We start from the raw sequence: 12,535 nt of genomic DNA on the forward strand, positions 1-12,535 counted from the left end.
ACCTATCCCGGTTCAACTAGAGAATTATTTCATCATAAGTTAGAACAGCAACATAAATACATAAATCGGGATTACTTTTTATGTTTTTCACCTGAACGGATTGATCCGGGCAATGCTACGTTTCAAACCAAAAATATACCCAAAGTAATTGGCGGGATAACGGAAGAAAGTTCTGAATTAGGCCAAGTCCTCTACGGTTCAATATTAGACCAAGTGGTGGTGGTAAGCTCGCCTGAAACAGCTGAAATGAGTAAATTACTTGAAAATACCTTCCGCAGTATCAATATTGCGTTTATCAACGAAATGGCGATGATGTGTGAACGGATGGATATTGATATTTGGGAATCGGTCGATGCGGCTGCCACAAAACCGTTTGGCTATATGCCTTTTTATCCCGGTTCAGGAGTTGGTGGACATTGTATCCCGCTTGACCCGATGTACTTGTATTGGAAAGGGAAACAAAGCAAGTTTTTCAATAAATTCATTGAACTGTCGCAAGAAATCAATATGAATATGCCATTTAATGTCGTGGATAAAATTCATGAAGCCCTAAACATGCAGGAAAAATCAGTGAAAAACGCCAAAATCTTATTAGTTGGTTTGTCTTATAAATCAGATATTAGCGACATCAGAGAATCACCAACCTTAGATATCTTTGAACGATTACGAGAAAAACACGCCGATGTAGCTGTTCTGGATCCATATGTTTCTTCATTTAAAGACCAACATGGGGAAGAGATCCCAGTGATTCAAGCAACTACCTGCGATTTTGCTTCATATGATTGTGTCGTTATTTTAACAAAACATAGCTCCATTGATTATCAAACGTTACTAAACGAAAGCCAAACAATTGTGGATATGAGTCATACCTACAAAAAAGCCAAAGAGAAGATTTTCAGAATTGGCGGTGGAAAACATCCGCGTCAGGTAGTCAAAAAAATATAGAAACTATTACTGTTATCTTGCCTCACCTTCACTTTTTTACATTCCTGATTGATTTTTGTTCAAAGAGTAGTTGAGTTCAAATTACATTTCTAATATCTCTAAAATATAATTACTAGTCTAGTGCGAAAAGGAGAGATTCGGTGGCAAGAAAAGGAGAAAATATTTATAAAAGAAAAGATGGGCGCTGGGAAGGACGATATGTAAAAGGAAAAAAAGAAAGTGGCAAAGTACATTATGGATATATTTATGGTACTAAGTACTCCATAGTAAAAGATCAACTTATACTAAAAAAATTTGAAAATCAAACAAATAATAATAATTCTTTTATAGAATATGATGGTAATTTCCAAGATTGGACAAATTATTGGTTAGAATTATACGTGCGACCGAATGTCAAACAAAGCACATTTTCTAGTTATAAAAATAAAATGAATGTACATGTAATCCCAATTATAGGGCACTTGAAATTAGAATCAATACGAAAAAAAAATATTGAAGAAATATTGAAAACAATGGCGAAAACTTTACAACCAAGCTCAATCAGAACAGTTTTCTCTGTTTTACAAAAATGCTTTAATCAAGCCGTAGAGCATAATTTTTTGTTTGTAAATGTGTGTACGGATGTTGAGCTTCCTAAGATAAAAAGAAAAGTCAACAAAGTATTATCGATTAAGGACCAAGAAGTACTTGTTAAAGAAGCAAACAAAGAGCTTAAATATTTTTCAATTATTCTAGCTTTAAATACAGGGCTAAGAATTGGGGAAATATGTGGTTTGAAGTGGGAAGATATTGATTTTGTTAATGAAACATTAGAAGTTAATCGAACTATACTGAGGATTTATAAAAGAAGTGGGGACAATGGTAAAACAATAGTTGTTGAAACCATGCCTAAAAGTTATAGTTCTCATAGAAAAATTCCTATGACAAGTTTTTTGATGGAGAAATTAACAGCTGTTAAAAAACAGTCTAAGAGTGAATATGTTATTTCGAATAAGTATGGAGCTTTAGAACCTCGTACAGTTTCATATCGTTTTAAAACAATATGTGAAAAGTGTGGAATCAAGGACATTACTTTTCACTCTTTAAGGAGAACCTTTGCGACTAGATGCCTAGAGTTAGGTGGAAATATTGCTGCAATAAGTTCACTTTTAGGTCACTCGTCAACGAAAATGACGTTGGATTTCTATGTAACATCCTTTTTTGAAGAAGAGAAAAAAATAATTAATAAATTGAATCATTTTAATTAATTTTAAAAGAGGATCAAACTTTAGCAAAATTTTTGTAGATGTCTACTTACATTAAATGTGAACTTTGTTTTAGGTATAGTGGAGTATCTATTATAGAGTTACTCGTTAAATAAGGTGTTTTTTATAAAAAGTAATAAGCATATATAACAACGTAATTAGATTTTGAAGAAACTAATCCATACTTATTAAATTATAATATATTTTTTTTATGATTATGTTCGTACGTAAGTTTCGATAGCTAACCATTTAATCCACAGTAGTTTAAAAATAAGGGAAAAGCCAAAATAATTTAACTTTTTCTATTGAAATTTCAACCGATATATATTATTTTAAATCAATTTTTTAGTACAAAACAGATAGATACTTATTTTATATAATGTACTCTAATAATAAAGAAAATAGGAGAGTTAAAAAAATGAAGAAAAAAGTGGTAATTATATTACCCTATCTATTTGGTGTTATATTCATTACTGCCATATTTTTCTTTAGAAGATTCAATTATTCAGAATATAAATTTGTATACTTATTTTACTCAATTAATTTTGTATACTTATTTGTCAAAATAGTGTTGTCATTTTCATATAAACCCTGTTACCATCCAGTAAAAAAATTTAAAGTATCAGTAATTGTGCCCAGCTATAATGAATCTGTAGAATCAGTAGTAAATTCTATAAGGTCAATTTTGAAGCAAACTTATGAAATACACGAAATAATATTTGTTGATGATGGAAGTAGTAGTGATGAAGCTTTTAAAGCAGTTAAAAATATTGATATAAATAAATTGAAAAATATAAACCCATTAAATAGAGGGACTAGCTTAATCAGCATTCGTTTAAAACAAAATCTAGGAAAAAAAGAAGCTCAAGCTATTGCTTTTCAAAGAGCCACTGGGGAGTTATTTTTATTATTAGATTCTGATGGAGAAATTACTACTAATTCACTTGAAGAAATGGTGAGGCCTTTTTACTCGGATAAAGTGGGTTCAGTAGTTGGACGAATTGAGGTTAGAAATGTTAATGAAAGTTATTGGACTAAAGTTCAGGATATATTTTACTCTAATTCCTTTCAATTAGGCAGATCTGCCCAGTCTCAAACGGGTTCTGTAATTGTATGTTCAGGAGCATTAAGTTTACATCGTGCCAGATTTGTCAGGCGTAACTTAGATGTGTTTAAGAAAGAAAAATTTTTTGGTGTACCTTGTTCAGCGGGTGATGATAGGTTATTGACAGATATTTCCTTGGAAAGATGTTATAAAACAGTTTTTCAGTATACCGCCGTATGTTATACAGATGTTCCAGTTACTTTTAGACAATTATTTAAGCAGCAATGTCGGTGGGCAAAATCAGCACATATTATATCCCTTTATTCAATTAGATATGCATTTATTAGACCAATTGCGATTATGTGGTCAATGACCGAAACTTATCTCTGGTTATATAATTTGGTTGGTATGTTTGTTGTGTTATATAAAGGGGGCCTTAAAATTACGATAGATATAGCAATTATAGCGAGTATATATTTTATATTGGTTAGCTACCTAACCAATATTTACTATTCTAAGAAAAACATTCTTACGTATATTTTTTCAATTTATTATTCATTAGGTTATTCAGTAGTATTGCTTTTTGTTAGAATATATTCACTCTTAACGATTTTTAGAACAGGTTGGTCAACTAGATAGATATAGAAAAATGGTATTGTATTTTGGAGATAATCATCTTTTAAATAAAAACATACTTAGAGAAAGTAGCTCTATATTTCTCAATTTAAGTCGAACATATATTTTTAAACTAGATTTGTTACTCTTACAAAAATTTATTTTTTAGTTGCTTATTGAGTTTTTTTGAATCTTAAAAACTATTCTATTTAGAAAGTTTATCGCTAAAATTTCTTTTCACATTAGGAAGAAATAGCAAGTCATGATAGCTTTCTCCAAATTTTACAAGCGATTGGCTACCGCGTTCTACTGTTAATTATTGGAAAAAAGCCCTAATAAAGGTCACTTGAAACAGAATCTCAATAAGTGATCGACCTACAATCCGCTTCTGTCATCTATAGTATGACAGGCGATAGCCTGTAGGTCGATCACTTTTCTTGTTTTCATTCTGCTTAGTGAGGGTAACGCCCTTATGAGTGTTTGTCTCGATCTCCAGAAAGTTTAAGATGAGCAGCAGCAAATTGGCTTTCTTGATCATTTGAGAGAGAGGTTACTTTTAAATTTTCATTTTACGTCTGCTGAAATTGACTATTATACAACGATGCATACAATGAAGGCTGGGCCAGCAATTCCTGATGAGTACCCTTTTCTACAATATCGCCATCTTTCATCACTAAAATCAAATCTGCATTTTCAATCGTAGATAAACGATGGGCAATCACAAAACTGGTACGATTACTTGTCACTTCATCCATCGCTTTTTGAATATGAGCTTCTGTTCTTGTATCCACGCTGGAAGTTGCTTCATCTAAAATAACAACTGGCGGATTTGCTAAAATAATTCTGGCGATCGTTAATAATTGTTGCTGACCTTGAGATAACGAGCCATTTTCACTGGAAATGATGGAATCATAACCATTTGGTAAGGTACGGATAAAGTGATCACATTGAGCAATTTTAGCTGCTTCAATAATTTTTTCTCTAGTCGCATCCATTTTACCGTAAGCGATGTTTTCAGCAATAGTTCCTTCAAACAACCATGTGTTTTGTAGAACCATTCCGAACATTCCCCGTAAATTCATCCGTGAAAGATCTGTAATATCAACGCCGTCAAAAGTGATTTTTCCGCCATTTAATTCATAAAAACGCATCAATAAATTAACTAATGTTGTCTTTCCTGCTCCTGTTGGCCCAACGATTGCTACCATTTGTTTTGGTTTAACTGAGAAGTCAACTTGCTTCATCAAGATTTTTTCTTCAGAATAACCAAATTTTACTTTATCAAAAGCAATCGCTCCTGTCGGCTGATCGATCACTTTAAGGTCAGTATTTTCAGGTATATCTTCTTCGGCGTCTAAGATTTCAAAGATTCGATCAACTGCGGCTAATGCAGCCTGAATGGAATTAATCACATATGAAGCGGTAGAAATTGGTTCGGAAACTTGATTGATGTATTGTAGATAAGCTTGTAGTAACCCAATACTAATACCGCCTTGTACGACTAAAAATGCACCCAGAATCGCACTAATTATAAAAGCTAATTGATTAATTAAACGAATCGCTGGATAAATCGCAAAGTTCATAAATTGAGCATTTAAAAATGCTTTATAATGATTTTGATTTGTTTCAGCGATAATCTGTTTTACCTGATCTTGTTGGTTAAAGGTTTTGGTTACCAAATTTCCAGATAAAAATTCTTCCGTTTGGTTATTCATGATGCCAAGTTCAGCTTGACTTTTTTCAGCTAATGCTTTGTTTTTATTAGATATTTTTCCAGTTAAGAATGAACTTAATGCAATTAAACCAATAACAATCAATGTTAATTTTACATCGATATAAAAGAGCATGATTCCTGCAAAAAGAATTGTTGAGATTGATGTGAAAAACTGATTGATCCCAGTTAAGAAAACTTGTGAAAGCTGGTTTAAACTTGTTGTTGTTCTGCTTAAAATGTCCCCAACTTGGTGTTGGTCAAAAAACGACATAGGTAAAGCTTTGAATTTTTTGGTGACTTCTTTTCGCACTCTTAAAGTAATTCGTTCACTTAGAGAAGCCATTACTCGCTCTTGAATGAATGACATTAAACTGCTGAAAATTGAAAATACAATCAAAAGAAGTACAGGAATCAGCATAGCGTCTTGGATCATTGAGAAAGTTATTTGTCCGATTCCTTCCGTTTTGATAAGCGCTAATAAATCATCTATTGCAATCCCCATAACAAAAGGCATGGCAATTACTAATGCATTACCGATCAGACTACTTAAGATTAATCCTAAAAATATTGGACGTTCCTTTCTAATTAATTTAAAGAAACGTTTTAAGGTTTGTTTATTTACTTGTTCTACTTTTTCCATTATGCTTGCTCCTTCCATGAGATTCCTTGTGAGCGGGCAAATTCTTGATAGGTTTGGTTGCTATTTAAAAGTTCAGCGTGAGTTCCTTGACCGACAATTTTACCTTCATCCAGAACGATAATATTATCTGCCTGCTGAATTGTGCTTAAACGTTGAGCAACGATTAATAATGTTTTATCAGACATTTCATTTTTTAGTGCTTGTCTAAGTGCTGCATCTGTTTGATAATCAAGGGCAGAAAAACTATCATCAAAAATGTAAATGTCAGCAGGTTTAATTAACGCACGAGCAATACACAAACGTTGACGTTGCCCGCCGGAGAAATTTGTCCCGCCTTGAGCAACAAACGAATCATAACCTAATTCCAATGTTGATAAAAACGTAGAAAGTTGAGCTATCTCAGCGGCATGGTTCATCTCAGTCGGTGTTGCATTAGGCAATCCCATTTCCAAATTACTTTTAATAGTTCCGCTAAATAAAAATGCTTTTTGTGGAACATAACTGATTCTAGAACGCAGTTCCTCTTGTGTAAGATCTCGAATATCAACGCCATCAAATAAAATTTTTCCGCTAGAAATATCGCTAAGGCGGAGTAAAAGTTTGGCTACAGTACTTTTTCCTGAACCAGTTCCGCCAACGATTGCTGTGGTTTTACCTTTAGGAATCTTAAAATGAATATCTTCTAAAACAGGTTCATCGGCATGGTCATAACTAAATGTCACATGATTTAGATCAATTAAAGTTGCTTCAGCATTCTGTTTTTCTATCAGAGTAACAGCTTTTTCAGCATCCAGAATCTCAGCTTTTTTATTAAGGACTTCTTCAATCCGTTCCACGGAAGCCAGCGATCTTGGCATCATAACAAGAACCATCGCGGCAATCATTAGATAAGCTAATGTTAATAAAGAATATTCCACCACAGCTGAGACAGTACCGATCTGAAGGGTTCCAACGGCGACTAGATTTCCGCCAAACCATAAAATAGAAGAAAAAACGATTCCCATTAATAAGAAAGCAAAAGGAGTAATAAAAGAAAAGATTTTATTAACTCGAATCATGCCATCCGCATATTCAGAAAAACGTTTATTTGTCCGTTCTTCCTCATAATCTTGATTGTTAAAAGCACGAATCATATTAATTCCTGTGAAAAATTCTCGTAGCGTAACAATGATTTTATCCATTTTTGGTTGAATCTGTAAAGATAACGGTGTGCCTTTTTTCATTAGAAGATACACGATCAAACCAAAAAGTAAAATCGCAATTAAAGGGACTAAAGCAAGCGTTGCTGAATAAGTAAACGTCATATAAAGTGAAAATGCCGCAATAATTGGTGCAGGCAAGATTAATTGTAGAAACAAGACAATCATTTGCTGGATATTATCCACATCATTTGTCATTCTCGTTAATAATGAGCCAGTACCGAAATAGTCGGCATCTTTCATTGAGAATGTTTGAATTTTATCAAAAAACATTTTTCGTGTTTCAAAACCGAATTTCGCTGCTACTTTAGCAGAAAGATAACTTCCGATGATAGCTGAAATGGCACCAAATAATGCCATAGCTAGCATTTGTAAGCCAATAATCTGGATAGAGCGACTATCTCCACTGGCGATCCCTTCGTCAATTAGTTTAGCAACTAACATTGGAACGCCTAGTGTTCCAATGATTTGCAAACAAAGACTAAGAATTGTTACCAAAATTAATTTAATGTTTGTTTTAATGAAAAAATGAATGATCTTCATTATAAATTCCTCCTTTTACATCAATCCTAAAGAATTCTACACCTTCAAGTGGCTTGAATGTCAATGTTTTTTGTTTATAATTAAAAAGAAGAGGTGATTTTATGGAAAAAGAGAAGTTATTAACTGTCGGACAAGTCGCTGAGATGATGAATTTACCCAAGTCTAAAATCCGCTATTGGGATGATATGAATTTGCTGACATCATCAAGAAACAGAGATAATGGCTATCGTATGTTTGATATGGAAGATTTATTGACGTTGAGTGATATTGATTTTTACCGTAGATTGGATATTCCTATTAATAAAATGACGAATCTTTATCGTAAATCTCCTGAGGAATTATGGGCAATTTTAGATGAAACGGAAACTAGAGTAGCAGCGGAATTAGCTGAACTTGAAAAAAGACAACAAGGGATCAAACGTAGAAAAGAGCAGATCCTTAGTTTAATAGAATTAAAAGAAAAAGGTTTTACAGATGATCCGCTTGATGTAGAAAGAATTATTCCGATTGATTTAAATGATCCTAATGAGTTAAAGGATTACATTGAAAACCCGGCAAATTTAATCGTGTATAATGAAGGGAAAACAAGCAAAGAATTTATTTATGGTTTTTCTGTTAAAAAAGATGAGTTTGTCGAAGAACAAACGCTTTGGCAAAAATCAGATCAACCAGAAAAACGGAGAAAACAGTTTTTATTAACGATCCAGTCAGATAATCCGCTAGAAAACAATTTTAATCAAGTCCAACAACTACTCAAAGAGCAAGGATATCAAACTGGTCCGGCGATTGGTCGTTATATTATGACTGCAGAAGACAAAGAAGGACGTTATATTGATTTTTACAAAACTTGGATTGACGTGAAGAAATAAAATAGAGTTGACAGATAACGAATGGGGACTAGTTAAAATGAAGAAAAGATGGGGCTTGATTCTGCTAGCTGTTATGCTAGTAATCTTTGTAATATTTTATTTTACAAGGCAAAAAAATGATAAACCAGAAACGTTGTTTAACAAAGAAAATATTGAATTCTGGATTCTCAGTGACCCACACTATTTTGATAAAAGCTTAACCGATTCAGGAGAAGCTTATACTAAAATCAAACAAACTGCAGCTGGTAAAGAATTGGATTATCAAGCAGAAAGCTGGCAAGCACTAATTGACAATGCGATCAAACAAAAGCCGGATATGTTAATTGTAACAGGTGATTTAACGTTAAACGGTGAGAAAGTCAGTGCGGAAAAACTAGCAGAGTTATTGAAACAACTAAGCGATCAAGGGATAAAAGTATTTGTAATTCCAGGAAATCATGACGTAAATGACGGCTGGGCACGAAAGTTCGTTGGCGATAAACAAGAAAAAACAGAGGCAATTTCCATAGCTGATTTCAAAGAAATATTTGCTGCTTGCGGTTATCAAGGCGCAACTAATTATGATCCTAATTCGTTAAGTTACTCAGTAGCAGTGAATCAGACCTATGATTTTCTTTTTCTCGATTCAAACATTTATACAGAAGACGGGCATCAGTTAACTAGACCTACCACAGGGGGAACAATTCGTGGACGAACGATGAATTGGGCAAAGAAACAGCTAGAAAAAAGCCGACAAGCAAAGAAAAAGACCTTAGTTTTTATGCATCACAATCTGTATCCTCACAATGAAATGCTGTCTAACGGATTTGTGCTTAATAATGCTGAAGAATTTAGGCAAGTATTGGCGGACTATCAAGTTCAATTTGTTTTCTCTGGACATATTCATGCACAAGATATTATGACTAAAACGATTGATGAACAGCCGATTACAGAGATTGTGTCTAGTTCATTTGCAATTGCGCCGCAAAGTTATGGTGTTGTAAATTTAACCAATACGACCTTCGATTATCAGAAAAAAGAAAATAATGTTGATCTTTGGGCGAAGGAGAATAACATCCCGAATCCCGATATATTGAACTATAAAAAGTACATGAAAGAAATCTTTGTCGAAGATGGCAGAAAATTAGGTTATGCTCAGCTGATTGAAGCTGGTATGGAAGATGGCAAGGAATTGGATATTGCTGCAGATTTCGTGGGTGAAATGAATTATCGCTTTTTCTCTGGGAATGATTATTCTTCAGACGAAGAAGTGAAACAGCTAAAATCAGAGCAGGGTTATCAAATTATCGCAAAATATAGTCCGTTTCTAAAAGAATATCTGGATTCAATCATGCAAGATAAAAATGAAGCAGATAATCAATTGAGCAAAGACTACTAAATAAAATTAAAAATAGGTTGTTTCTTTGTAAAGCAGAGAAGCAGCTTATTTTTTTGAAAAAATGTCTTGATAGCTTTTAGTTATCATACCTTGGAATTAACTATTAGTCCTTTTTAGATTTTTATACTATTATGATAAGAAAAACAGCATTAAATAATCAATGTCATTTAAAAAGGAGCTATCATCATGGAATTAATTTCAAGTGAAAAAGGTTTTGAACTAGTACATAAAAGTGGCAACTGGGTATTGAAAAAAGACATCGGTTTTTCACCAGTAGAAATGTTAGTTGCATCAATTGGTGCATGCGGTGCCTATGTATATGAAAAAGTATTAACCAATTCTCAGGTAGAATTTGAGTTTGAACACGTAGAAATATCTTATGAACGGGCTGAAACAAAGCCAGCTAAACCGTTGAGCCGAGTAGAAATCGTATTTTCTCTTCATGTAACAGAAGCTGATCAAGGAAAAGCGGAACGTGCCTTAAAATTAATCGCTAAGAACTGTCCGGTCATACAATCACTAGATCCAGAAATTGTGGTTGTAGAAAACGTGATTTTTCTATAGTTGATTAACTATTACAAGTACGTATAAATAGGAGGAATAATATGAAAAAGTCTCTAACTGTTAGTTTACTCGTTTTTATGGTGTTTTTGACTGGGTGTAATGCGGCAGAAAAAACTGAATCCAGTGAATCAGAAACCAAAAAAGCGGTTGTTCATTTTACTGAACCAGCTGAATTACTGACCTTAGATACCACGCAGGAAGAAGATTTTACTAGTTTTAATGCTCAAAATCAAGTTTTGGAAGGGTTGTATCAATTAAATGATAAGGATGAAACTATACCTGCAGTAGCAAAAGCCTTGCCAGAAATTAGTACGGACAAACTGACCTACACAATCTCATTACGTGATGATGCCAAATGGTCAAACGGTGATCCAGTAACGGCACAAGATTTTCTCTATGCATGGCGCAGAGCTGTTACACCAGAGACAGCGCCATCGTACGCTAGCTTATTTGTTTCGTCAATAAAAAATGCCGATGAAATTTATCAAGGTAAAATGAAGCCGGAAGAACTTGGTGTTGAAGCGCCGGATGAGCACACTCTGGTTATTCATTTAATCAAACCGATTCCGTATTTCACTTCTTTATTAACTTTTGAAACATTTTTCCCAATCAATGAAGCTTTTGCTGAAAAACAAGGTAGTGACTATGGAACTTCTAGTGAAACAACCCTTTACAATGGACCATTCACTTTAACTGGCTGGGAGCAAAATTCAGATACATGGCAATACGTGAAAAATCCTGATTATTGGGATCAAGAGAATGTAAAAGTAGATGAAATCCAAACGACGGTTGTCAAATCAACTAGTACAGCGGTCAACTTATATCAAACAGATGAATTAGATCGTGTGGTACTTGATGGCGAATTTTCAAAACAATATAAAAATGATGCTGATTTTGAAAATCAAAATGACACTAAGATGGGCTATCTTCGTTTTAATCAAGGTCAAGGCAAATTATTAAGAAATACACAGTTACGTAAGGCGATTTCATTGGCTATTGATCGTGAAACTTTTGTTGAAAATGTTTTAGGTGATGGATCAATTGCTGCAACTGGCTTTATCCCGCAAAATTTTGTTCAAAACCCTGAAACGGGCGAAGATTTCCGTAAAGAAAATGGTGTTCAGCAAACATTCGATAAAGAAGCGGCACAAGAAGCGTTAAAACAAGCAAAATCAGAGCTTAAACAAGATGAGTTCACCTTAGTTTATTTAACCAAAGATACTGATACGGATAAAAAAACAGCTGAATACTTAGCAAGTCAAGTAAACGAAGTATTGCCAGACGTGAAATTCGAGATTACTACCTTACCAAGTAATAATCTGCAAGAACGCTACTTAGCAGGAGATTATGATATTGCTTTTGGTCAATGGATGCCAGATTTTAAAGATGCAATCACTTATTTAGATATGTTTGCTTCTGATTCAGGACTCAATCACATTAACTACAATAGTCCAGCATACGATCAATTGATTGAAGCCGCTGTTAATACAGATGCATCGGATGAAGGAAAACGCTGGTCTGATTTATTACAGGCAGAACATATTCTATTAGCTGAAGACTATACAATTGCTCCGATTTATCAACAACAGACAGCTCTTTTACAAAATCCGAAGATTACGGGAGTAGTAAAACATAGCTTCGGTTCCCCTTATAGTTTTAAATATATCCAAGTAATTGAATAAAAGTGTGGAAAGCAAAACGAATCTAACCGTTTTGCTTTTTTTGTTAAATAAAATTAGTGGTTATTGCTTGACATATGAATGAACGTTCATGTATTAT

9 protein-coding genes are annotated in these 12,535 nt (G+C 33.7%); 7 read left to right on the plus strand and 2 right to left on the minus strand.

What is annotated here, in order from left to right; translation table 11 throughout:
- The 3 genes from C240_RS03745 to C240_RS03755 form a co-directional block, all read left to right on the plus strand.
- Positions 1–945, plus strand: a 945-nt coding sequence (locus C240_RS03745) for a nucleotide sugar dehydrogenase (RefSeq protein ID WP_271491165.1), incomplete at its 5' end; no start/stop codon positions are given.
- Between the two features lie 140 nt (positions 946–1,085).
- The gene (locus tag C240_RS03750; protein ID WP_271491168.1) at positions 1,086–2,192 is read left to right on the plus strand and encodes a tyrosine-type recombinase/integrase; all 1,107 of its coding nucleotides are present in this window, start codon (positions 1,086–1,088) and stop codon (positions 2,190–2,192) included.
- Positions 2,193–2,607: 415 nt separating this feature from the next.
- Positions 2,608–3,873 (plus strand): glycosyltransferase, encoded by a 1,266-nt coding sequence (locus C240_RS03755; protein WP_271491170.1) that lies wholly within the window; start codon positions 2,608–2,610, stop codon positions 3,871–3,873.
- Positions 3,874–4,418: 545 nt separating this feature from the next.
- On the opposite strand, the gene C240_RS03760 is transcribed toward C240_RS03755, so the two are convergent.
- Positions 4,419–6,203: an ABC transporter ATP-binding protein gene (locus C240_RS03760; protein ID WP_271491173.1), complete on the minus strand. Its 1,785-nt coding sequence runs from the start codon at positions 6,201–6,203 to the stop codon at positions 4,419–4,421.
- Complete coding sequence (locus tag C240_RS03765) at positions 6,203–7,945, minus strand: ABC transporter ATP-binding protein (protein ID WP_271491176.1); 1,743 nt, start codon at positions 7,943–7,945, stop codon at positions 6,203–6,205. Before C240_RS03765 ends, C240_RS03760 begins: the two co-directional genes overlap by 1 nt.
- Before the next feature lie 101 nt (positions 7,946–8,046).
- Between C240_RS03765 and C240_RS03770 the strand changes: the two genes are divergently transcribed.
- From C240_RS03770 to C240_RS03785, 4 genes are all read left to right on the plus strand, one after another.
- Positions 8,047–8,814, plus strand: a complete 768-nt coding sequence (locus C240_RS03770) for a MerR family transcriptional regulator (RefSeq protein WP_271491178.1) — start codon at positions 8,047–8,049, stop codon at positions 8,812–8,814.
- Between the two features lie 37 nt (positions 8,815–8,851).
- Positions 8,852–10,192 carry a metallophosphoesterase gene (locus C240_RS03775; protein ID WP_271491180.1) on the plus strand — a complete coding sequence of 447 codons (1,341 nt, stop codon included), beginning with the start codon at positions 8,852–8,854 and terminating at the stop codon, positions 10,190–10,192.
- A gap of 186 nt (positions 10,193–10,378) precedes the next feature.
- Positions 10,379–10,756, plus strand: a complete 378-nt coding sequence (locus C240_RS03780; protein WP_271491182.1) for an OsmC family protein — start codon at positions 10,379–10,381, stop codon at positions 10,754–10,756.
- A gap of 41 nt (positions 10,757–10,797) precedes the next feature.
- Positions 10,798–12,438, plus strand: a complete 1,641-nt coding sequence (locus C240_RS03785) for a peptide ABC transporter substrate-binding protein (protein WP_271491184.1) — start codon at positions 10,798–10,800, stop codon at positions 12,436–12,438.
- Positions 12,439–12,535: the final 97 nt, after the last annotated feature.

The sequence above is a fragment of the Enterococcus sp. 5H genome (genome assembly GCF_028128615.1).
Classification (GTDB): Bacteria; Bacillota; Bacilli; order Lactobacillales; family Enterococcaceae; genus Enterococcus_L.